At 71.6% G+C, this 22,091-nt stretch carries 17 protein-coding genes and 3 tRNA genes; 15 read left to right on the top strand and 5 right to left on the bottom strand.

Annotated elements, in window-relative coordinates; all coding sequences use genetic code 11:
- The first annotated feature begins 20 nt into the window (after positions 1–20).
- The 7 genes from ACF07B_RS02890 (at position 21) to fxsT (ending at position 11,522) form a co-directional block, all read left to right on the top strand.
- Positions 21–1,058, top strand: a complete 1,038-nt coding sequence (locus ACF07B_RS02890; protein ID WP_369482129.1) for a rod shape-determining protein — start codon at positions 21–23, stop codon at positions 1,056–1,058.
- A 25-nt stretch (positions 1,059–1,083) separates the two neighbouring features.
- A complete protein-coding gene (locus ACF07B_RS02885; RefSeq protein ID WP_392177524.1) occupies positions 1,084–2,733 on the top strand; it encodes a GAF domain-containing protein in 1,650 nt (549 codons plus the stop codon).
- 173 nt (positions 2,734–2,906) lie between these two features.
- Positions 2,907–3,101, top strand: a complete 195-nt coding sequence (locus tag ACF07B_RS02880) for a hypothetical protein (protein WP_392177523.1) — start codon at positions 2,907–2,909, stop codon at positions 3,099–3,101.
- Between the two features lie 143 nt (positions 3,102–3,244).
- Positions 3,245–5,401, top strand: a complete 2,157-nt coding sequence (gene fxsBH, locus ACF07B_RS02875) for a radical SAM/SPASM protein FxsBH, inactivated beta-hydroxylase extension form (protein WP_392177522.1) — start codon at positions 3,245–3,247, stop codon at positions 5,399–5,401.
- On the top strand, positions 5,398–6,171 hold the full coding sequence (locus ACF07B_RS02870) for an AAC(3) family N-acetyltransferase (RefSeq protein ID WP_392177521.1): 774 nt from the start codon (positions 5,398–5,400) through the stop codon (positions 6,169–6,171). Before fxsBH ends, ACF07B_RS02870 begins: the two co-directional genes overlap by 4 nt.
- A 108-nt stretch (positions 6,172–6,279) precedes the next feature.
- Positions 6,280–7,593: a TIR-like protein FxsC gene (locus ACF07B_RS02865; RefSeq protein WP_392177520.1), complete on the top strand. Its 1,314-nt coding sequence runs from the start codon at positions 6,280–6,282 to the stop codon at positions 7,591–7,593.
- Complete coding sequence (fxsT, locus tag ACF07B_RS02860; protein WP_392177519.1) at positions 7,590–11,522, top strand: FxSxx-COOH system tetratricopeptide repeat protein; 3,933 nt, start codon at positions 7,590–7,592, stop codon at positions 11,520–11,522. Before ACF07B_RS02865 ends, fxsT begins: the two co-directional genes overlap by 4 nt.
- A gap of 111 nt (positions 11,523–11,633) precedes the next feature.
- On the opposite strand, the gene ACF07B_RS02855 is transcribed toward fxsT, so the two are convergent.
- Entirely contained in the window at positions 11,634–12,572 is a 939-nt protein-coding gene (locus ACF07B_RS02855) for an alpha/beta fold hydrolase (RefSeq protein ID WP_392177518.1), read from the bottom strand.
- 159 nt (positions 12,573–12,731) lie between these two features.
- Here ACF07B_RS02855 and ACF07B_RS02850 point away from each other — a divergent pair, with 159 nt between their 5' ends.
- The 7 genes from ACF07B_RS02850 (at position 12,732) to ACF07B_RS02820 (ending at position 19,155) form a co-directional block, all read left to right on the top strand.
- On the top strand, positions 12,732–13,526 hold the full coding sequence (locus ACF07B_RS02850) for an SDR family NAD(P)-dependent oxidoreductase (RefSeq protein WP_392177517.1): 795 nt from the start codon (positions 12,732–12,734) through the stop codon (positions 13,524–13,526).
- A gap of 202 nt (positions 13,527–13,728) precedes the next feature.
- Complete coding sequence (locus tag ACF07B_RS02845; protein ID WP_392177516.1) at positions 13,729–15,024, top strand: hypothetical protein; 1,296 nt, start codon at positions 13,729–13,731, stop codon at positions 15,022–15,024.
- A 527-nt stretch (positions 15,025–15,551) separates the two neighbouring features.
- The gene (locus ACF07B_RS02840) at positions 15,552–15,788 is read left to right on the top strand and encodes a hypothetical protein (RefSeq protein ID WP_392177515.1); all 237 of its coding nucleotides are present in this window, start codon (positions 15,552–15,554) and stop codon (positions 15,786–15,788) included.
- A 321-nt stretch (positions 15,789–16,109) separates the two neighbouring features.
- Positions 16,110–17,456, top strand: a complete 1,347-nt coding sequence (locus ACF07B_RS02835; protein WP_392177514.1) for a GH25 family lysozyme — start codon at positions 16,110–16,112, stop codon at positions 17,454–17,456.
- Positions 17,457–17,494: 38 nt separating this feature from the next.
- Positions 17,495–17,884: a hypothetical protein gene (locus ACF07B_RS02830; protein ID WP_392177513.1), complete on the top strand. Its 390-nt coding sequence runs from the start codon at positions 17,495–17,497 to the stop codon at positions 17,882–17,884.
- Positions 17,885–17,917: 33 nt separating this feature from the next.
- Entirely contained in the window at positions 17,918–18,331 is a 414-nt protein-coding gene (locus ACF07B_RS02825) for a hypothetical protein (protein ID WP_392177512.1), read from the top strand.
- 44 nt (positions 18,332–18,375) lie between these two features.
- Positions 18,376–19,155, top strand: a complete 780-nt coding sequence (locus ACF07B_RS02820) for a D-Ala-D-Ala carboxypeptidase family metallohydrolase (protein ID WP_392177511.1) — start codon at positions 18,376–18,378, stop codon at positions 19,153–19,155.
- 325 nt (positions 19,156–19,480) lie between these two features.
- Here the strand turns inward: ACF07B_RS02820 and ACF07B_RS02815 are convergent, their stop codons facing one another.
- The 4 genes from ACF07B_RS02815 to ACF07B_RS02800 form a co-directional block, all read right to left on the bottom strand.
- Entirely contained in the window at positions 19,481–20,566 is a 1,086-nt protein-coding gene (locus tag ACF07B_RS02815) for a helix-turn-helix domain-containing protein (RefSeq protein WP_392177510.1), read from the bottom strand.
- 659 nt (positions 20,567–21,225) lie between these two features.
- A tRNA-Ile gene (locus tag ACF07B_RS02810) sits at positions 21,226–21,302 on the bottom strand.
- Between the two features lie 165 nt (positions 21,303–21,467).
- Positions 21,468–21,540 (bottom strand) — tRNA-Asn (locus ACF07B_RS02805).
- Between the two features lie 5 nt (positions 21,541–21,545).
- Positions 21,546–21,618: transfer RNA gene (locus ACF07B_RS02800), tRNA-Asn, on the bottom strand.
- A gap of 144 nt (positions 21,619–21,762) precedes the next feature.
- Between ACF07B_RS02800 and ACF07B_RS02795 the strand changes: the two genes are divergently transcribed.
- A complete protein-coding gene (locus ACF07B_RS02795; RefSeq protein ID WP_329299508.1) occupies positions 21,763–22,068 on the top strand; it encodes a YtxH domain-containing protein in 306 nt (101 codons plus the stop codon).
- Positions 22,069–22,091: the final 23 nt, after the last annotated feature.

The raw sequence follows: 22,091 nt of genomic DNA, 5'->3' as shown, positions 1-22,091 counted from the left end.
CGCTCTCGGGAGGACCTGCCATGACCGCCAGTCTGGAGCAGCTGCGCCGCTGTCACTTCGCCGTCGACCTGGGCGCGTCGCGGACCCGTGTCTGGGTGCGGGGCGCGGGTCTGGTCGTCGATCAGCCGAGTGTCGCCGCGATCAACACGAAGACGGGCGCGCTGATCGCGGTCGGGGAGTTCGCGGAGAGGATGACGGGCCGCACCCCCGACTACATCCGGGTGGTGCGCCCGGTGTCCGGCGGCACGGTCGTCGACATCGACATGGCCCAGCGGATGCTGCGCAATCTGCTGGGCGACAAGGTCCGGCGCACCCTGCGCCGCAAGCCGCGGCTGCGGGCCGCGGCCTGCACGCCGCACGACGCGGACCCGCTGGCGCAGCGCGCCACGATCGAGACGCTGGTCGGGCTGGGGGCGCGGCGGGTCGAGCTCGTCGACACGCTGATCGCGGCGGCGGTCGGCTGCGGACTGCCCGTCGAGCGGCCCGAAGCCACCATGATCATGGTCTGCGGGGCCGCCGCGACCCAGCTCGCCGTGCTGTCGCTGGGTTCGATCGTCACCGCCGAACGCATCCCGGTCGGCGGTGAGGCCGTGGACCACGCGATCGTCCAGCACCTGCGCCACCAGCACGAGCTGATGCTGCCGAGCCAGGCCGTACGGCCCCTTCAGCTCGCCCTCTCCGGGAACGGGCTGACCCCGCAGGGACCGGCCCTGACCGAGATCCACGGGCGGGACGTGGCGACCGGGCTGGCGCGTTCCGTGAAGGTCGACACCGCCGCCGTACGCATGGCGATCGAGACACCGCTGACCGCCGTGCTGGACGGCGTCGGCAAGGTTCTGCGGTCCTGCCCGCCCGATCTGGTGGCCGATGTCGCCGACCGCGGGATCATGATGGTCGGCGGCAGCGCGCTGCTCCCCGGGCTCGACCAGATGCTCCGGCAGGCGACCGGCGTACCCGTCCACATCGCCGAGCGGCCCGATGTCTGTGCCGTCCAGGGGCTCGGTTACATGCTGGAGGGCAAGATCGAACCGATGATCCTGAACCCGCTGGCGAACTGACGAACCGGCGTCCGGGGGGCCTCCGGTGTCCGAACCCGCGCCCGGTCTCACGCCTCTTCTGGAGGCGGTCCTCAGCGTCGGCACCGAGCTCGAACTGCGGGCGACCCTCCAGCGGATCGTGGACGCCGCCGCCGAGCTGACCGGGGCCCGGTACGCGGCGCTGGGGATGCGGGACCCGGGCCGGGACGGGCTGGTACGGATCCGCACGGCGGGGCCGCACCCCCCGGAGCCGGGCCCTCGGCCCGAGGAGCCGGAGGCGCCCGGCTCTTCCGGGCCCCCCGCGGCTCCCGGACACTCCGTCACTTCCGGGTCCCACGCCACTTCCGGGCTCCCGGCCACTCCCGGACACCCTGTCGCTCCCGGGCACCCCGGCTCCCCCGAGCCCGACATCTGTCTGGACGTTCCCATCCGGGTCGACGACGAGGTGTTCGGCAACCTCTACCTGGCGGACAAGTCCGGCGGGCCGGTGACCCGTGAGGACGAGCAGTTGGTGCGCCTGCTCGCCACGCAGGCCGGTATCGCGATCGCCAACGCCCGGCTGTACGAGACGGCCCGGCAGCGGGAGCGCTGGATCGAGGGTGCCGCCGCCGTCACCACCGCCCTGCTCAGCGGCGGGACCGGGGCCGACGCGCTGACGACGGTCGCCGAACGCGCCCGGATCCTCGCGGGAGCCGCGGCGGGGATCATCCTCAAGCCCACGGACGAGGGGGGCATGGAGATCGTGGTCGCCTCCACTCCCGAGGACCCCGCCGGCATCGTGGGGACGACCATCGCGCCCGGCAGCCCCGTCCTCAAACAACTCCTGGGTGGGGAACCGGTGTTCATCGAAGACTCGGCGACCGACCCGCGGATGACGACCCCTGTGCGGACCCGGTTCGGGCCGAGCATGATGCTGCCCCTCCAGACCGAGGGCCGGCTCATCGGCACGCTGGCCCTGCCGCGCGGGCGGGGCGACCGCCCGTACACGGAGGTCGAACGCCTGCTGGCCACTCAGTTCGCCTCCCAGGCCGCGCTGGCCCTGGTCCTGGCCGACGCCCGGCACGGCCGTGAGCTCCTCGCGGTGTACCAGGACCGGGACCGCATCGCCCGTGACCTGCACGATCTGGTCGTGCAGCGCCTCTTCGCGACCGGGATGATGCTGGAGTCGACCCAGCGCAGGAACGCCGCGCACGGGGACGGCGGTGACGGCGAGGCCGAGGAGGTGTCGGCGACCCTCGGCCGGGCGGTCGACGAACTCGAGGCCACGGTCCAGGAGGTACGCACCGCGATCTTCGCCCTGCAGCAGCCGCCGGCCGACGCCCCCACCACGTTGCGCGGCAGGGTCCTGCGCGAGACGGCCGGCGCGGCGGCGGTCCTCGGCGTCCGGCCGTCGACCCGGTTCACGGGCCCGGTGGAGAACCGGATCACCGAGCCGGTGGCGGGCCGGCTCCTCGCCGTCCTGCGGCGCGCCCTGGCCGCCGCCTCGCGGCGCCCCGGGGTGTCGCGGATCGAGGTCGTCGTCGACGCGACGGTGACCCTGCCGGACGGCCGCCCCGGCGTCCGCCTGACGGTCCACGACGACGGCATCCCGAACGGCGCCTCCGAGACCTCGCAGCCCACGGCCGCGAGCGCGCCCGACGGCGGGGACGACACGGGCACCCCCGGCACGAACGTCGTCTGGCAGTCACCGGCTTAGCGGGCGGGCGATTCAAGACGAGTGTCCTGTACTTCCGGACAAGTGCCGAGGACCCTCGTCACGCGGCCCGCAGCCTCCGGTACAGTCCGTCGCGAGCATCGCTACCCCCGCAGAGGTCGAACCCGACATTGTCCACAGATGTCACCATCGCGGATAGAATAGACATTCCTCCCATGGATGATTCGATGATGCCGGAGATGCGCCGCTCCGTCACCCGTCGGCAGCACACCCGCCTTTCGGCCATCGACCCTCTCGGGACGGCCGCGACGCGAGCGGCGGAACGTTCCGCCCCCGCACCCGCCGAGCTCCCTCCCGGGTGGCCCCCGGCGAAGCCGGTCAAGCCGATCACCTTCGACTCGGCCCTGTGAGGCCCGCCCGAGCCACGCGACCGCACCCGGCGGCCCACAGGGCGGCAGCCGGGCTCCGTACGGGTACGAGCTTCGTCAACCATGCGAAAAAGTACGGGCGTTGACGGTCCGATCACCGCACTCGCGCCGCTAGCCTTCACCGGGTGACGCTTCGGCAACTGGTCCTGAAGATCCACGGTCGATGCGATCTCGCCTGCGATCACTGCTATGTGTACGAGCACGCCGACCAGAGCTGGCGAGACCGTCCCGCCTTCATGTCCGACGGAACGATCAAAGAGGTCGCCCGGAAACTCGCCGACCACGCGAGGACCCGGCGGCTCCCCTCCGTCTCCGTGATCCTCCACGGCGGCGAACCCCTGCTGGTGCGGCCCGCCCGTATGCGGACCATCTGCGCGGAGATCGCCGGCGCCGTCGAACCGGTCACCGAGCTCGATCTGCGTATTCACACCAACGGCATCCGGCTGGACACGCGATACCTCGACGTCTTCAAGGAATTCGGCGTCAGCGTCAGTGTCTCGCTCGACGGAGACCGCGCGGCGAACGACCGGCACCGGCGCGACCGGCGGGGAGGCAGCTCCCACGACCGGGTCCTGCGGGCCCTCGACCTGCTGCGCGCGCCCGAGTACCGGCACCTCTACAGCGGGCTGCTGTGCACGGTGGACGTGGCCAACGATCCCGTCGCGGTGCACGACGCCCTCGTCGCACAGGACCCGCCCCGCATCGACTACCTGCTGCCGCACTCGACCTGGGACACCCCTCCGCCGAGACCCGCCGGCTCCCCCACCGCGTACGCGCTATGGCTGCTCAAGGTCTTCGACCGCTGGGACGCACAGGGCCGCGCCGTGCCGGTGCGGACCTTCGATTCGGTCCTCAGCACCCTGCGCGGCGGCCCGAGCCTGACGGAGGCGATGGGGCTCGCGCCGAGCGACCTGGCCGTGATCGAGACCGACGGAAGTCTCGAACAGGCGGACTCGCTCAAGACGGCGTACCCCGGGGCCCCGGCGACCGGCTACGCCATAGCGAGCGACGGCTTCGAGGAGTTCGCCCGGCATCCCGGTGTCCTCGCCCGCCGATCGGGCCTCGCCGGGCTCAGCCCGACCTGCCGGAGCTGCGAGGTGGTCACGTCCTGCGGCGGCGGGCTGTACGCCCACCGGTACAGCGCCGCCTCGCACGGCTTCGGGAATCCGTCCGTCTTCTGCTCGGACCTGCGCGCGCTCGTCGACGGGATCGCGGAGCGGATCACCGACCGTACGTTCAGCCCGGCCGTGCTCAGCATGGACGAACTGCTCTTTGCCGAGGGCGAGTTGATCCGCCACCTGCTGTCCCGCTCCCTGGCCCGCCATCACGGGGAAGAGTCCTGGGACGCGGTCCGGCGGGCGCTGCTGGACCTGGACGGCAGCCCGGAGACCGCGGACCACGTCGCCGATGTCCTCGCCCACCCCTACCTGTTCACCCTGCTGAGAGAACAGCCGCACCACCGCCCGCTCGACCCGGCGCCCCTCGCCTCCGCGGTCACCGCCGCGGCCGTCCGTGCCCGCGCCGATCTCGCGCTCACCTGGGACCACCCCACCGCCGGCCTCCATCTGCCCGCCCTGGGCACCCTCTTCCTCCCCGGGCCGGGCCGCATCACGGCCACCGTCACGGCTGGACGGCTCCGGGTGCGGACACACAGCGGCGAGGAGCGCGCCATGGACGATCCGGCCCGGTGGCGCCCGCTGCGGACGGCCGTCCCGGCCGGCGGCACCGCCCTGCTCCTCGACGACGCCGACCCCTTTCGTGCCCGCTACCCCGCCCCCGTCACCCCGCCGCTCGGTACCGCCGGTCTCGACGCGTTCACGAAACGGCTGCTCGCGGCGCTCCGTCTGATGGACGAGCGGGCGCCGGACTGGCGCACCGGCCCCAACGCCCCGTTCCTCACCACCGTCACACCACTTCGGGCGGGGGCGGGAGTTCGCCTCGGATCCCATGGCCTCGGCGCCCTCGGAATGGCCGTCGACGTCGATCCGGAGGAGTTCGTCCGGGACCTGCCGCGCACCGGGCGCCGGGCACGGTTCAGGGCACTCCTCGCGACCACCGACCTCAACGTGCCCGGCACGCCCGCCGGGCGGCTGTTCGACAGGGCCGATCTCGCACTCGCGGACGCCGTCCGCTTCACCGGTGATCCGCCCCGGCTGAATGCGGCGCTGGCCCGGGCCGATGACGCGCTCACCCGGCTGGCAGACCGGCCGAAGGGTGAAGTCACCGAAACCGGGGCGGAGTTCGCGCGGCAACTGCGCGGCGACTGGGCGGACCTGAGGTGACCGACCGCACGCGACTGTCCGGATTCTTCACGCGGATGGGCGTCCGCCGGAACGGCGTCCTCATGGTCCACGCCTCGCTGGGCGGTTCGGGGCTGCGCCCCGCCGACGTACGCGACGCGCTCCTCGACGCGCTCGGCGCGGAGGGCACTCTCGTCGTGCCCACCTTCACTCCGGAGAAGTCCGTCACGTCACGGGCGTACAAGGCGCTCACCGCGGCCATGGACGAGCGGGAGGAGGCCGCGTACCGGGCCTCGGTCGAACCCTTCGATCCCCGCAGGACGCACTGCCCGACCATGGGCGTGCTCGCGACGTGTGTGTGGACCACGCCCGGCGCCGTGCGCAGCGGACATCCGCTGACCTCGCTGGCCGGACTCGGTCCGCGCGCGCGGGAGCTGCTGGGCGATCACGACCCGCGCTGCCACCTCGGCGAACGCTCCCCGCTGGCCGGACTGTACGCGGCGAACGCGCAGGTCCTGCTGCTGCGCGTGGGCTTCGAGGTGTGCACGGCCTTCCATCTCGCCGAGTACCGGCTGCGCCCGCCGCCCTCCCTGAGGAAGTACCCGAGCGTGGTGGGGGCGAAGGGCCGATGGAAGGCGTACGAGGACATCGCGCTGAGCGACGCGGACTTCGGGGACATCGGGGCCCGGCTGCCGCGTGACCTCGTGACCGAACGGCGGCTGGCCGGGCGGGCGGTACGGCTGTTCGGAATGCGCGAGGCCGTCGACCTGGCCGTCGTCCAGATGTCCGGATATCGCCAGGGAATGACGTGAAAGTGATGACTGGTTCGAGCCGCGATCCGGAAGATTGTGGTCTCGGCCAGGCGAACGTCCCGTGGAGGTCTCCTCCAGGGACACGGGGACGCATGGACAGGGGGATGCATGGACCCAGCTGAACCGGAATCGACCGACCGGCCCTGTTTCTTCCTGAGTTACGCCCGGACGCCGGCCTGGGGTTCCGAGGTGGGCCGCGCCGATCACTGGGTGCGCGTCCTGTTCACGGATCTGTGCGACCACGTCACCGCGCTCACGGATCTTCCCCTGGGCGCTCGGGCGGGCTTCATGGACCGGGAGGACGGTGCGGGGGACGGCTGGTCGGACCGGGCCGGCCAGAGTCTCGCGACGTGCTCCGTGTTCGTGGCGCTGTTCTCTCCGCGGTACTTCAGCAGTGAGCTCTGCGGCCGGGAGTGGTTCGCGTTCAACGAGCGGGTCCTGCGCGCACGAGCCGTCGGTTCCGGGGCTCCTCCCGCCGTCGTCCCCGTGCTGTGGACGCCGGTCGACCCCGCCCAGCTGCCCGATTCGGTCAAGCACGTCCCCATCGGCGCGGAACCGGGCGGAGACCGCTACGCGACCCAGGGGATCTACGGCCTGATCAAGCTCAGCCGGCTGCGCGAGGAGTACGACGAAGCGGTCCTCCGACTGGCGCAGCGGATCGTGCGGGCCGCGCGCGAGGCTCCGCCGCCGCCCGAACGCCCGCGCAGGTACGAGGACACCCCGAGCGCGTTCAAGCCACGCGGCACGGAACCCCGGCGGATCCATCTGACGGTCGCGGCACCCACCCTGCGGACCCTCCCGGAGCATCGGGACACCCGGCCCTACGGCGAGGACGCCCAGGACTGGAACCCGTACCACGAGGAGTCCGCCCGGCCCCTTCCCGCGCTCGCCGAAGAGCTGATCCGCTCCCTCGACTACCAGACATCCGTGTCGTCCCTCGACGCCGAGGACACGGACGAGTCCCCCGGCGGGGACGGTGCCGGTCAGGCCACGCCCAGCCGGCCCGGCATCCTGCTCGTCGACCGGTGGGCGCTCACCGACGAGGCGCGCCGCCGCAGGCTCAGGACGTTCGACGACGAGGCACGGCCCTGGGTCGGCGCGATCGTCCCCTGGGACCCGGCCGATCCCCAGGGCCACGGTGAGGAGGGCCGCAGACTGGCCGCCGACCTGGAGCAGACCCTGCCGCTGATCCTGGACCGGGGCAGGCGGGCCGGCTGCCGGACCGCCGTCGACGGTGTCCCCACCCTGAGGGCCTTCACCGACGCACTGCCCGCCGTCGTCGCGCACGCGACCCGGCAGTACCTCAAGCACGCCGAGGCGCATCCGCCCGTCGGCCCGTCGATCCGCCGGCCCCGTCTGCTGGGTCCCGCTCACCCCTCGCGTCCCGCGGGCGGATCCGACCACGGAGGAGACGAGACATGACAGCCGTGCGGGACGGACGGATCATCACCTTCTACTCGTACAAGGGAGGCACGGGCCGCACGATGGCCCTGGCCAACACGGCCTGGATCCTCGCCGCCGGCGGCAAGCGCGTTCTCGCCGTCGACTGGGACCTGGAAGCCCCCGGCCTGCACCGCTTCTTCCATCCCTTTCTCGACGCGAACGCGCTCGCGGCCACCACCGGCGTCATCGACATCATCAACGAGTACGCGTGGGCGGCGACCTCCGGGCCCCAGCGCTCCGGCCAGTGGCACCTCGACTACGCGCGCGTCGAGCAGCACGCCATCTCCCTGACGCCGGAGCGGCTCGGGCTGCGTTTCCAGGAGGGCGGCTCGCTCGATTTCCTCGGTGCCGGCCGGCTGGACCGCTCGTACTCGGCGAGCGTGTCGTCCTTCGAGTGGGACAACTTCTACGAACGCCTCGGCGGGGGGCTCTTCCTCGACGCGCTGCGCGACGACATGAAGGCCGCCTACGACTACGTCCTCATCGACAGCCGGACCGGACTGTCCGACAACGCCGACATCTGCACCATCCACATGCCCGACGTGCTCGTGGACTGCTTCACCCTCAGCGACCAGTCGCTGGACGGCGCCGCGGCCGTGGCCCGCGACGTCGGAGAGGCCTACCGCCGGCGCTGGATCCGGGTGCTGCCCGTCCTGATGCGCGTCGACGAGAACGAGAAGGAGAAGGTGGACGCCGGGCGCTCCCTCGCCCGCGCGAAGTTCGACGGGTTCCCGAAGGCGCCCGACGGCGGCGACCTGAACGGCGAGGAGCTGAGCTCGTACTGGGGGAAGGTCGAGATCCCGTACCGCCCCTACTACGCGTACGAGGAGACGCTCGCCACCGTCGGCGACGAGAGCGGGATCTCCAACTCCCTGCTGTCCGCCTTCGAACGGCTCACCGCGGTCGTCTCCGACGGCGAGGTCACCGCTCTGCCGCCGGTGCCCGAGCCCGTGCGGCTGCGCTGCCGGGACGCGTTCATGAGGCGGCGGCCCTCGTACGGCTTCGAGGTGGTGATCGCGTACGCGCCGGAGAACCGTGTCTGGGCCGACTGGATCACCTCGCTCCTGACCCGGTCCGGATGCCGGGTCACCGCGCACGACATCGCGGACGGACCCGTCGCACACCGGGACCCGAAGGCCCGCACGCTCGTACTCCTCTCGAAGGCGTTCCGCAGGTCCCGGCACGCCGAGGCCGTCTGGCGTGCCCTGACCGACGCGGACAGCCACGCGGGGCGCGGCACCGTCGTACCGGTACGGGTGGACGAGGTCCATCTGCCGCGTTACTACCTCGACCACAACCCGCTCGATCTGCACCGGCTCGACGAGGCCCGGTGCGTCGGCGCGCTCATGGAGGCCCTGGACCTGAGGGGCGGGCACCTGGAGGGCGGCACGTCCGGGCCGCGCTTCGCCGGCGGCACCCCGTCGGTGTGGAACGCACCCCAGCGCAACAGCTCCTTCACCGGTCGCGATGCCATTCTCGACCGGGTCCGCGACCAGTTGGGCAGCGGTGTCTCGGTCCTCCTGCCGCAGCCGCAGGCCCTGTACGGGCTCGGTGGCGTCGGCAAGACCCAGGTGGCGCTGGAGTACGTGCACCGGTTCATGGCCGACTACGACCTGGTGTGGTGGATCTCCGCCGAGGACCCGGACAACGTCGTCTCCTCGCTGGCCGAACTCGCCTCCCGCATCGGCGCCTCCAGCGCCGAGGACATCAACGTGGCCGGCCAGGAGGCCTTGCGGATGCTGGGCCGCGGGGAGCCGACCGGGCGCTGGATCCTGGTCTTCGACAACGCCGACGACCCCGCGCAGATCCGGCACTTCTTCCCGGAGGGCGGCGGCGGACACATCCTGGTCACCTCACGCAACCAGGCCTGGACGCAGCAGGGCGCCTCACTGCCGATCGACGTCTTCCGGCGCGAGGAGAGTGTCGAGCACCTCACCCTGCGCGCCTCGGGACTGAGTCCGGACGAGGCGGAACAGGTGGCGATCGCGGTCGGTGATCTGCCGCTCGCGGTGGAGCAGGCCGCGGCCTGGCTCGCGGAGACGGCCACCCCGATCCAGGAGTATCTGCGGCAGCTCGCCGAGCAGACGACCGAGGTGCTGGACCTCAACCAGCCCGCGGACTACCCGATGACGGTGGCCGCGACCTGGAGCATCTCCATAGCGCGGCTGCGCGAACGCTCCCCCGCCTCCGTCCGGCTGCTGCAGGTGTGCGCGTTCATGGGGGCCGAACCGATCTCCTCGCATCTCGTCTACAGCAAGGAGATGATCGACGCCCTCAGGCCCTACGACCCCGCTCTCCAGGAGCGTCTGCTGCTCGGCCGGGTGATCCGCGAGATCGGCCGGTTCGCACTCGCCAAGATCGACCAGGTCAGCAACAGCATCCAGGTCCACCGTCTGGTTCAGGCCGTGATCCGCTCACAGCTCAGCGAGGAGGAGCAGCGGCATGCCCGGCATGTGGTGCACACGGTTCTCGCGGGCTGCCGGCCCGACGGCGACGAACCGATCGACGACCCGGAGACCTGGCCGCGCTTCGCGGTCATCTGGCCGCACCTGGCGGCCTCGGACGCCCGCGACTGCAGCGAGCCCGAGACCCGCCGACTGCTCATCGACCGCGTCCGCTACCTGTGGAAGCGCGGTGATTTCTCCGGCGCCCTCGCGCTGGCCCAGGACCTCCTCTCCCACTGGGAGCCGATCCTCGGAGAGGACAACGTCCAGTATCTGTACCTGCGCGCCCAGCTCGGCAACGTCCTGCGCTCCCAGGGGCGTTACATCGAGGCCCGTGATATCAACACCGAACTCCTGGAACGGCAGAGGCGAGTCCTCGGGCCCTCACACCCTCACACCTACGTCACCATGTCCGGCCTCGCCAGCGATCTCGCGGCGCTCGGTGTGTACGAGTCGGCGGTGGAGTTCGCCCGCGAGGCGCACGAGGGGTTCAGGCAGATCTTCCACGAGTCGCACCGGCGCACCCTCAGCGCCGCCAACAACCTCGCGCTGGCGCTGCGCACGGTCGGCCGCTACGGCGAGGCCCGCGCCCTCGACCAGGAGACATTCGACCGCCGTGTCGAGGTCCTCGGCCCCGACCACCCGTACACCCTCGCCTCGGCGGCCCGCCTCGGCCGCGATCTGCGCGAGGTCGGCCGGTACGCCGAGTCGGTCACCCTTCTGTCGCGCGCCTACGACGCCCACAAACGCATCCTCGGCAAGGACTTCCCGGGCACGCTGAGCTGCGCCAAGTCCCTCGCCGTGTCGCTGCGCCGGGCGGGCGAGCTGGAGGACGCCCGGCGGCTCACGACGGCGACGCGCGGCGAGTACCGGCGGCAGTACAGGGCCCCGACGCCCGACTCGCTGGCCTGCGATCTCAACATGGCCGCCGACCTGTTCGCGGCGGACGAGCGGGAGGCGGCGCGCGAGGTCGCCCGCGAGGCCCTGGCGGAGTACATGAAGGGGCCGGGCGAAGCCCATCCGTACACCCAGGCCGCGCTGAACAACCTGGGGATCTTCCACTGGGGCTGCGGTGACGCCGAGAAGGCGGAGAACGTGTTCCGGGGAGTGCTGAGCCGGATGGGCCAGACGCTCGGCGACCGGCATCCGCACACGTTGTTCAGCCTCACCAACTTCGCCAACGTCCTGGCCGACCAGCGTCGTTTCACGGAGGCGCACGAACTGGAGGCGAAGGCGCTCCAGGGTCTCCGCGGGGCTCTCGGGGCCCATCATCCGGAGACGCTCGCCGTGGCGGTGAACTCCGGGCTGACCCTGGCCGCCCTGGGCCGTGACGAGGAGGCCCGCCGCCTCCGCGCCGAGTCCCTCTCGGAGTTGCGTTCCCTCCTCGGCGACGACAACAGGATGACCCGCGACGGCACGGAGGAGCGCCGGATGTACCGGGACCTGGAACCGCTGACGGTGTGAGCGGCGGGCGCGCTCCCTGCCGGGGCCTTTGGCGAGTGGCCGGCCGGTCGCCGCGTGGCCGCCCGCCGGCCGGTGGCGCGTGCTCGGTCCGGTGACCCGATGCCGCCCGGGCTACGGCACCGGCAGGGTCGGTGAGGACGGTCCGGCGGGTGCGGGACCGCGCCGGCCGGCGGGCCAGGACAGCGTTTCGGCGAGCAGCCAGCCCAGCACCTGGGGCAGGGCGCGCAGCGCCGCGAAGTGCCCTGCCCCGGGTTCGAGCACGGCGGTCGCGCGGGGAATCCGCGCGGCGAGCCACGACGAGTGCGACGCCGGGGAGAACGCGTCCTCCGCGCCGTGCCACAGCAGGACCGGCACCTGGATGTCCGCGGGATCGAAGCCCCAGTCCCCGGTGAGCGCCAGGGCGTCGTCGATCCAGCCGTACGGGGATGTCCGCAGCGCCTCCTGGTAGTTGCGGAGCAGCATCGAGCGAATCGTTTTGTCGGAGACGATCTGCCGGTCGTCGTCACTGAGTTCCTGCCGCAGTTCGTCCAGCAGCCGCACCGGATCGCTGCGGATCGCGTCGGACCTCGGGATCAGCCGGGCCACGAACCGCTCCGGATCGCTGAACGCGGTCCGGAACTCGTCGACGTTCGAGGGCGTCATTCCCTTGAACCAGTCGAGCCCCTGCGCGTCACGCGGCGCGAGGCCGACGAGCGCGGCGGCCCGGCTGACCCGGTCCGGCATCAGCGCGGCACAGGCCAGCGCGTGCGGAGCCCCTCCGGAGCGTCCGGCCACCGCGAACCGGTCGAGGCCCAGCGCGTCGGCGACATCGGCCACGTCCCGCGCGACGTCGATGACCCGCCGCCCCTGATGCCGGTCCGACCCTCCGTAACCGGGCCGGTCGTAGCTGATGAGCCGGGTGCCTCGCTGGTAGAGGAACATGGCACGCGGTCTGGGTCCGACCCTGCTGCCCGGCATCCCGTGCATCAGGAACACAGGGCGGCCGCGCGGGTCTCCCGTGACCTCGACGCGCAGCAGACGCCCGTCCGCCGTCCGCACATGATCGTGCACAGCGTCTCCCTTCCTCGGCCCGCGGACCTGGGGCAAACGATGCCCGATCCCTGCCCTGTGGGCCATTCCACGAAACGAATCCGCAGGTCAACCGGGTGAACAACCGCATCACTTGACGTCGCCTCAGACCGTCCGTAGCCTCCCGACCGATATCTGTACATGACCGAGATTCATATCCAGGAATACCGGGACGGGTGGGCGGACATGGGTGGACGGCGTGTGGTGGTCTCCGGCGGGGGTACGGGGATCGGGCTGGCGACGGCGGAGATGTTCGCCGCGGACGGGGACCGGGTGGTCCTGCTGGGCCGCCGCGAGGACGTTCTGCGCAAGGCCGCCGACGCACTGAACGAGCGGTTCGGACCCGAGGCCGCGTCCTGGCACGCGGTGGATCTGGCGGACCCCGATCAGGTCGGCGCGGCCCGGGACTCCATCGTCGCGGACGGCGCTCCGGTCGACGTGCTGGTCGCCAACGCGGGCGGGAACGTCGCCGTGTCGCACGACGGCGGCCTCGCCTCCGTCGCCGACAGCTACCGGCGCAACTTCGACGCCAACGTGCTGACCGCCGTCCTGCTCACCGAGGCGCTGCTCCCCCACGTGCGCCGCCCCGGAGGCCGCATCGTGCAGCTCTCCTCGATCGCCTCGCTGCGCGGCCCCGGCTCGTACGGCGGCTCGAAGGGCTGGATCAACACGTACACCTACGATCTCGCCCAGCGCGTGGGCTCCGAGGGCATCACCGTGAACGCGGTCGCCCCCGGCTTCGTCGGCGACACCGAGTTCTTCGGGGACCGCACCACCCCGGACTTCGTCGCCGCCCGCGTGGCCCAGTCGCTCACCGGACAGCCCGGCCGTCCCGCGCAGATCGCGGCCGCGATCCGGTACGTCGCGTCCCCGGAGGCCGCGTACGTGACGGGCCAGCTGCTGCACATCAACGGCGGTGCGGCACTGGGCCGTTAGGGCCTGCGGCCGGCCCGGCGCGGAGGACGGCGGAGCGGGTTCCGCGGTGGCGGGCGGGCCCCTGCCTCCCGTCGTCTCCCGTTTCCCGTTTCCGGTCGGAGTCGTACAACCGTCCGACGGCGGAAGACGTCTGACGTTCGGGAATCACCGTTCCCGTGCAGTTCACCCGTGCACATCCGTCGATCCATCGAGGAATCCCCCCATGCTCCGGACCTCACTCGACCGCCGCCTGTCTCGCAGGACCGCGGCCACGGTGGCCGCCACCGCGATCGGCGTCGTCGGCCTGATCCCCCTGGCCGCCGCGCCCGCCTCCGCCGACGGCTCCCCCACCGGTCTGGCGCTGGCTCCGCTGACCTCGATCGACGGGGTGAAGCCCGGCGGCAGTTTCCAGCTGCCCGGCACCTTCGCGAACAAGGGCGCCACGGATCTCGACAAGGTCTACCTGTCCTACACCGTCACCCGCGGGCTGGCCCCCCAGGAACTGCCGTCCAACTGCACCCGCTACGAGATCGCCGCCTTCGACGAGAACCCGAGCCACTCCACCGTGGTGTGCGAGTTCGACCAGACGGTGAAGGCCGGTTCGGTCTACGCGCCCGAGAAGACGCTGAAGCTGAACGTCCTCGGTCACGCGCTGTACGAAGCCCTCCACGTGACGGTGGCCACGTACGACTCCGGCGGCGAGGACGGTACCGAGGAGACCGTCCGGGGCACCGGGCCCGCGGTGAAGCTGACCGAGCTGCCCTCGACCACGCCGGTGCGTGACGGCAACGTGGACCACCCGGACTGGGACGGGGCCGGCGTGCCGGTCACCGTGGACAACACGGCCGACTTCCAGGCGACGGACGTCCGGCTGAAGGGCCGCGTCGGGGACACGGTCGCCCTGGACGCCGGGTTCACCAACGCGGGTCCGGCCTGGGTGAGGTCGGACCTGGGCAACCCTGTCGCCAAGGTCCTGGTCAAGATGCCCGCCGGTACGACGGTGACCAAGGCGTCCCGTGCCTGCTCGAAGGTGGCCGCCGGGAGCTACCGCTGCGACCTCGCCAACTACTGGATCGAGGAGAAAGGCGGCGTCGCCTACACGTTCAAGCTGCGGATCGACAAGGCCGTCCCCGGCGCCGAGGGTTCGGTGACGCTGGTCGGCGAGGAGCGCCCGTACGACAGGAACAAGAAGAACGACTCGGCCGCGATCCTGCTCGACGTCGACGGTGCCGGCGGCTCCACCGGTGGTTCCGGCTCCTCGGGCGGCGGCTCGACCGGCGGATCCGGTTCGACGTCCACCACGGGCGGTTCCGGCACCGCCTCCACCGGCGGCTCCGGGTCCACGGGCGGTTCCGGTACCACCGGCGGCTCGGCGACGACCGGTTCCTCGACCACCGGCGGCGACCTCGCGAGCACGGGCTCGGGTTCCGCCCTCCCCCTCGCGGGCGCGGCCGCCGCGGCCCTCGCCGCCGGTGCGGGCACGGTCCTTCTCGTACGCCGCCGCACGGCCCGGAACTGACGACCGGACCACACCCCCGGACATGACACGGCCCGCCGGGCATCCGCCCGGCGGGCCGTACCGTCCGCACGGACAGGTGGGTCGGCGCGGGTGGGTCAGGGCGCGTGGGTCAGTACGGCAGGAGACGTCCCGACGGGGTCCTGCGGTCGATCGGCGTCTCGCGCGGAGCGGCGGGCCGACGGTTGACGCGAATCCGGATCTGACGGTTCATGACCCCTCCTCATGACTGATGAGACCGGCGTCCTCGTCGACGCGCATAGACGCATGGTGCCCACGGATGCGCCCCTCCTACCCTCCGAGCAGGATGTTCCGTCACCGTTCTGGATCGCCACGTGCGCAGAGCGGTTCCGCGGGTTCCCAGGTGACCGCCGTGGACCTCGACCCGGCCAACGGCACCGGTGCCGGAGCGCGGTGGCTCCTCCCCTCCCCCGAAGCCGGGAGAGCGGCAGGGCTTCGGCGTGAACGACCGGCTGCCGACCGGCGTTTTCGATTGTTCCCAGCCGTTTGTCCGTGTTCACCTGGGGCGCATGAACAGCACACACAGCGCGCGCGTCACGCAGTGGTGGGACGCACAGGATCCTTCCGAGCGGAAGGCCCTCCTCGATCTCCACCTGGCCGAGGGCGACAGGCTGCCCGAGCGGTTCGTGCGGGGGCTCGCGGCCCACGGCATTCATCCCGTCCAGCACGAGGAGCCGGAAGCCGGTCACCTCGTGCCCGGAGAACTGGTGGAGTTCCTCACCGAGAAGCGGTCCGCGAACACCTGACCGTCCGCCCCACGGGCCGCGCCGCCCACAGTCCGAGAGCACGCGACGACGCCGTCCGGCGGTCCCCGAGGACCACGAAGCCCCCTCCTCCCTGCGGGGGCCGCCGGACGGCGCCGATCGGCGTGCCCGCGCCCCAACCGCGTTCCGGCGCCACCGTCCGTGTCCCATGCCCGTCCCAGAGGTGACGCGTTCCCGCAGGTCACATGCGTGGGACTGTCCCGACGTCCCGATCCCGATCAAGAGGATCCGCCGCGGGAACAGTCGCTGCCAGCATGGCCGACGGCCGGGGATTCCCGGCTCTCATCAGAGGGGGAACACCACATGGGAAAAAGGACGCTTCTGCGGGGTCTGACCCTCGCCGTGGCAGCGGTCCTGCCCCTGTGCGGGCCGGCGGCGGTGCAGGCAGCGCCTGCCACGGCCGCCGCGGTCGCGGTCTGCGGGCACACGAGCGCGCAGCCCACGCTGCAACAGGGATCGACGGGGGACGCGACGGTCGAGGCGCAGTGCGAACTCGACCTGGCGACGAAGCCGAGCAGGTACACCCCGATCACGGCGGACGGCTCGTTCGGATCGGGAACGGAGACGCGGGTCAAGGAGTTCCAGCGGTGTGCCGGGCTGGACGCGGACGGCGTACTCGGCCCGCAGACCTGGGCGGCGCTGAACACCTGGGCCGCTCAACCGCACACCTGCGCGACCCAGGGCACGGCGGGCACGGCGCAGGCGACCGTGTGCGGCCACACCGACGCGCGCCCGACCCTGAAGAAGGGCGCGAAGAGCGAGGAGGTCAAGGAGGTCCAGTGCCGGCTGAACCTGGCCATGGAGCCCTTCCACTATCCGCCGCTGACCATCGACGGCGACTTCGGGGGCGGCACCGAGGACCGGGTCATCGAGCTCCAGCACTGCGCCAACCTCAGTGCCGACGGCACCGTGGGCCCGAACACCTGGGCGAAGCTGGTGGACTGGTCCAGCCGTAACGCGTACTGCACGCCGCCCCACCCGGCCGGTCACCCGATCGACGGCCTGGACACGGCCAAGTACCAGCACCCCGGCGGGGCGCCGATCGACTGGAAGGCCGTACGGGCCTCCGGTGCCGAGTTCGCGACGGTCAAGGCCACGCGGGGCACGAACGTCACCGACGAATACCTCACCGCCGACCTCACGGGGGCCAGGACGGCGGGGCTGGCCGTGGCGCCGTACCACTTCTACACGGGCACGGCGGCCGACACGGGTGCCGCGCAGGCCGACCGGTTCATCGCCGCCGTGAAGGCGACCGGCTACACGGGGAAGCGGGCGGGTGACCTGCCGCCGATCTTCGACCTGGAGCGCATGGACGACGGCAGCGGGCGTTGTCCCACCTACGGCACGGTGGCCGACGCCAAGGCCTGGCTCGACCGGGTGGAGAGTGCCTTCGGCCGGGTCCCGATGATCTACACCCAGAAGTCCTTCCTGGACGACTGCATGGGGTCGACCACCGCCTTCGCCCGGTATCCGCTGCAACTCGCGGACTACCGCCAGTCGATCACCCAGCCGCCGGTGCCGAACGGCTCGACGACCTGGTCGATGTGGCAGTACACCGACGCCGCGATCTTCCCGGGCGTCCGGGCGCCGGCGACCGGGGACGTGTTCAACGGCACCCAGGCCGATCTGGACCGGCTGGCCAACCGGTGATCCCGGCCGTGGACATCGCCGTACCGAGGAGGATCCCCATGACCGGCCGCTTCGCACGCGCGGCCCTCGTGGCCCTGCTCGCCACCCTGGGCTTGACCGTCCCGGCGCCCGCCTCGGCCGCCCCCGCCGCCGCCGCCACGAGCTGTTACGGCGGAGCGGTCACGGTGCACTACGGGGAGGTGCGCGACTTCGGCCCGTACGTGACCACGAGCCGCTGCACGGACATCAACATGCGGATGACCGGCGGCGACGCCGAGTTCGGCTGGGCCTGCGTGCAGTTCGCGAGGGCCGGCGCCTGCAACTACTGGACCAAGATCGGCCGGAGCTGGACGACCATCGCCACCGACGTCCTGAACGGAACCAGGTTCACCGTGCCCAACGGCGTCGACCTGGAAGGCAGTTCCGCCACCTTCCAGATCGCCTTCTGACCCTCTCACCCACCTCACCGAACGGAGACCACCATGATCAAGACCAGGGCGTTCGCCTCGGCTCTCGTCACCGTGGCCGCACTGCTGGGAGCGGGTGCCGCGCCCGCCGCCGCACAGTCCTCGGCCGCGGCGACCAGTTGCTACGGCGGCGCGAAGAACCTGAACTACCGCTACCAGGTGGGACCCAAGGAGTTCGGCCCCTTCACCACGTCCTCGCGCTGCGGTGACATCAACATGCGGCTCACCACGGACGACGGAGGGTTCCTGTACGCCTGCGTGGTGTTCGTCGACCACACCGACAAGTGCAACCACGACAACAAGTACTCCCTCCACGGCACCCCGTGGGCGACCGTCGCCACCGAAGTCAAGGACGGCACCCGCTTCGTCCTGCGCGTCGGCCCCTATGACACCGACGCGCAGAACGTGGACTTCCAGCTCGCCTACTGACCTCTTTCCGCTCCTTCTCGCACCACCGTTCCGAAAGGACGACGATGACCTTCCTCTTCCGTTCCGCCGGCGGCCGCTCCGTCGACAGCCGCCCGCTCGACCGCCGCAGCATGCTGCGCGGCACGCTGGCTGTCGGCGCCGGCCTGGCGTTCGGCCCGCTGCTGCTCTCCGGTACCGCGCAGGCCTATTCGTGGTCGCGCACCATGAAGCAGGGCGACAGCGGCGCCGACGTGCTGGAGCTGCAGATCCGGGTCTCGGGCTGGGCGGCCAACAGCGCCAGCCAGACCCGGGTCGGCCTCGACGGCGACTTCGGCCCCGGCACGGCCGCGGCCGTCAAGCGGTTCCAGGCCGCCTACGGTCTCGACGACGACGGGGTCGCCGGTCCCAACACCCACGCCAAGCTCAACGCGCTGGAGCAGTCGGACGGCTCCACGACCCACTTCAACTGGAGCGAGTTCTACGACCAGGCGAGCGGCAACTTCAACGGCGGCAAGGTGAGCGCGACGCAGGTGAAGGAGAACGCCCGACGCTGCATGTACAAGCTGGAGGCGCTGCGCAAGAAGCTCGGCGACAAGCCGATCACGGTCAACTCCGGCTTCCGCAGCATCGCGCACAACGCCGACATCGGCGGGGCCAGCGACAGCATGCACCTGTACGGCACCGCGGCGGATCTCGACGTTCCCGGCGTGGCCACCAAGACCGTCTACCAGAAGGCGGAGACCTGCGGGTTCTCCGGCCTGGAGCGGTACACCGTCGACCACCAGCACGTCGACAGCCGGGCGGACCTCGGCCGCGACTGGTGGTGGGAGAGCGGCACGGTCTGACACCGTCCCGGATGATCCGGAGCCGGAGGTCCCGGGTGTCGCGGCGGCGATACCCGGGACCTCCGGGCTTCCGCGTCTCCGGGCCTCCGGGCCACCGGGGTTCCGGGGTTCCGGGCCTCCGGGGTTCCGGGGTTCCGGGCTTCCCGGGTTCCCGGCTTCCGGGCTTCCCGGGTTCCCGGGTTCCCGGGTTCCCGGGTTCCCGGGTTCCCGGGTTCCCGGCTTCCGGGCTTCCCGGGTTCCCGGCTTCCGGGCTTCCCGGGTTCCCGGCTTCCGGGCTTCCCGGGTTCCCGGCTTCCGGGGTTCCGGGCCTCCGGGGTTCCGGGGTTCAGCCTTTCGGCACGTCCTTCGTGTCCTTCGTGTCCTTCGTGTCCTTCAGCGCCGCCTCGCAGGAGGGCCAGTCGTGGAAGTCGTGCCGTGCGCTCCACAGCCGGTGGGCCGCCCGGATGTTCCAGTCCGGGTCGAACGCCCGCAGCGGTGTGCCGCCGAGCTCCCGCAGGCGGACGTCGGAGATCTGGAACACGCCCCAGTTGCGGCTGCCGTTGGTGTTGGGCAGCACCCACAGCGGGTCGAGGAACGAGGCGCAGCGGGCGACGGCCACGGCGGTGCCGGGATCCTCGGCGAACACCTCGCGGATCCGCTTCGCCACCTTGTCCGGCGACCAGGTCGCCATGCTCACCTCCTGCGCGTAGAGCGCCTTCTTCGTCCCCTCGTCGACGACGCTGCTGGCCGGCATGCCCGCCAGCACCTGGAACGCGGTGAGCCTGCGCAGGGTCTCGGGCCCGAAGTCACCGTCGACGGCGAGCCTGCCCTTGGCCCGTACCAGCAGGGTCTGGACCTCGCGCACGCACTCGTCGTGCTGTCCCATGCTCACCGACTTGCACGCGGAGGAGTACAGCAGCCCGTCGTCGGCCGACGGCGGGGCATCGGCGGGCATCCACACGAAACCGGCCACCAGACCCATCACGACCACGACCGCGGCGGCCAGTACCGCGAAGCGGGAGGACAGCTTCTCGGGCACCCGGGGCCGTCGCGGCCTCCCGGCCCCGGCGGAGGCGGTCTCCGGCAGTGCGGAGGCGCCGGGTCCGGGGACTGTCCGGGCGGTCACGGCAGGACCGTCCGGTGCCGGATCCGGGTCGTCCTCGGCGGTCACGGCCGGTGCGTTCCGTTCGGTGTCCGCCAGCGCCCACAGCCGGTGGAGTTCGCGGAGTTCCTCCGGACTGGCCCCGCACACCTTGCCGAAGGAGTGCACGACCCGGTAGTCCGTCGGGACGCCGAGGCCTGAGCAGTAGCGATGCAGACTGGAGCCGCCGACGCCCGCTTCCTTTCCGAGGCGGTCATAACCCCGGCCACTGCGGTCCTTCAGCATCCGAAGGCAGGCGGCGAACTTTTCGGTTTGCGAAGGGGCAGCCACGCATCCACCCTTGCTCAAGCCTCTACTGACGGGTAGAAGCTACACCGCGGAATCTGTGCCCGCCCTTTGAGTGCCGGAATGCGATCGTCAACGGCCTTGCGAATGACCGTATGTGACAGATCGTCAACCTCTGGGCCCGCCCGCGGCGCCGGAAGAGCGCGTCAACGCGTGTCCCGCAACATCACCTTCCCGTCGGCGCGGCCCCCGTCGGCGCCCGCGGGGTGGCTCACCCCTGGAGCCTCATGCCCTCGGGGGAGGTGAGGCCCCTGGCGGGGTGGGCGCGGAAGGTCGCCGTCCGGACGGTGGGCGGGCAGGACGTGCCGTTGGGGTGATCCTCCGCCAGCCCGGCCCGGACACTGTCCTCGACGACCGTGTCACCGCAGGCCCTGGCCGAGGAGCGGACGCCCGGTCAGGGCGGGCCGGCGGGGGTACGAGAAGAGTCGTCGCATGTCGGCGCCACGCCACCGTTCCGGGAATCGCGCTCCGCCGCGCGTGTCGGGCCGGACGGCGCGGATGCAGCCGCTTCCGTGCCCCGCGTCCTGTCGGCGCCCAGTCGCCCACCGAGGCCGCCTGCGGCCCTGCTCCCGGCCGCGGGACCAGCGGTCCGTGCGGGTCGAGGCCGTTCTCACTGCCGGCCGCTCACGGGTCTGACGCCTGCGTGGTGGGGCGGGTGGGACTCGAACCCACGGCCGACGGATTATGAGTCCGCTGCTCTAACCGGCTGAGCTACCGCCCCGTTACGGCGCGCCGCGCACATTTGTGCGCGCCGTCTGCCGCAGCATAGCCGCTCATACGATCTCCTGCTCCGGCTGGTCGGCTTCACGCGACCATGACGCCTTCGGCATGCCCTGGGCGGTTCCTGCGGACATGAAAAAGGACCCCGAAGGGCCCTCTTTCGTTGCTCTCCCGACTGGACTCGAACCAGTAACCTGCCGGTTAACAGCCGGCTGCTCTGCCAATTGAGCTACAGGAGATCGAGCTCCCCCGACTGGACTCGAACCAGTAACCTGCCGGTTAACAGCCGGCTGCTCTGCCAATTGAGCTACAGGGGATTGATCTTTGCATCGAACGCACCCACCTGGGTATTCGCCAGGGGGCGTGCGCTTGCTGCGACACATACATTAGCGCAAGCAGGGGGGTGCTCCGCCAATCGGTTCCCCCCGCACCGATGCCGACGCAAGGGAAGGGTGGCCATCATGCGCTACCGGCTCACGTTCGTCGCCGGACTGGCCCTGGGATACGTGCTCGGCACGCGGGCCGGGCGCGAGCGCTACGAACAGCTGAAAAAGTCCATGCGCCAGGTCGCGCAGAACCCCGCGGTGCGCAACACCGCCGAGACCGCGGCCCACCAGGGCCGCGAGATCGCGGGCAAGGCGCTGCACACCGTGAGCGAGAAGGTGGGCGACCGCGTCCCCGACTCGGTCACGGACCGGGTGCGTTCCCTGCGCGAGCGGAACGCGGCCGGAACCGGCGAGGACGACTGGGGCACCAGCAACACCTAGCGAGGCCGGTGGCGCCGGTCCTT

It is taken from the genome of Streptomyces sp. NPDC015532, from assembly GCF_043078065.1.
Taxonomy (GTDB): domain Bacteria; phylum Actinomycetota; class Actinomycetes; order Streptomycetales; family Streptomycetaceae; genus Streptomyces.
Note: the sequence above shows the minus strand (reverse complement) of the source record. Positions and strands in the feature narration are given on the sequence as shown.